This is a genomic window from Mycobacterium sp. 1245111.1, from assembly GCF_001673405.1.
GTDB lineage: Bacteria > Actinomycetota > Actinomycetes > Mycobacteriales > Mycobacteriaceae > Mycobacterium.
The window spans coordinates 1-977 of the sequence record NZ_LZLV01000158.1 but is presented as its reverse complement, the minus strand read 5'-3'; the positions used below and the strand labels follow the sequence as shown (position 1 = coordinate 977).

Sequence of the window (977 nt, the reverse complement as noted above, 5' to 3'; positions counted from 1 at the left end):
TGCTCAAGCAGGCAGACGAGCTGCGCAAGACGATGGCGACGCTGCACGAGCAGATGAAGGTCACCCAGGATCTGACCAACACCACGCACGAAACCACCAAGCTGACAAAAGAAACCGTGAAGATCACCGAGTCGTTGCGGGACGACATCGCCAACTTCGACGACTTCTTCCGGCCGATCCGCAGTGGTTTCTACTGGGAAAAGCACTGCTTCGACATCCCGCTGTGCTGGTCGGTGCGGTCGATCTTCAACGCACTCGACGGCATCGACCAGGTGAGCGAGAACATCGAGGCGCTCAGCGCGAACCTCGACAAGCTGGACCAGATTCAGCCGCAGCTGGTGGCGCTGATCCCGCCGCAGATCGAAAGCCAGCAGCACAACCTCGACACGATCATGTCGAACTACGCCACCACCAACGGTCTGAACGAACAGGCAAAAGCGCAGTCCGACAACGCCACCGCCCAGGGTGACGCGTTCGACAAGTCGAAGAACGATGACACGTTCTACCTTCCGCCCGAGGCGTTCAAAAGCCCGGACTTCGCGCGAGGTCTCAAACAGTTCATCTCACCCAACGGGCACGCCGTCCGGTTGATCATCTCGCACCGTGGCGATCCCGCGTCGCCGGAAGGCATCGCGCGCGTCGATAAAATCCGCGAGGCCGCCGAGGAGTCGCTCAAGGGCACCCCGCTGGAGGATGCCAAGATCTACCTCGCCGGCACCGCAGCCACCTTCAAAGACTGGAAGGACGGCTCCAAGTACGACCTGATGATCGCCGGAATCGGTTCGCTCTGCCTGATTTTCATCATCATGCTGATCATTACCCGCAGTCTGATCGCGGCGGCGGTGATCGTCGGGACGGTCGCGCTGTCGTTGGGGGCATCGTTCGGCATGTCGGTGCTCGTCTGGCAATACTTCCTCGGTATCAAACTGCACTGGATGGTGCTCGCGATGTCGGTGATCGTGCTGCTTGCCGTCGGT

The 977-nt window shown here is 60.3% G+C and carries 1 protein-coding gene; it reads left to right on the top strand.

What is annotated here, in order from left to right; genetic code table 11:
- On the top strand, nt 1-977 hold a 977-nt coding region (locus A5658_RS26805), incomplete at both ends, for an MMPL family transporter (RefSeq protein WP_156751235.1).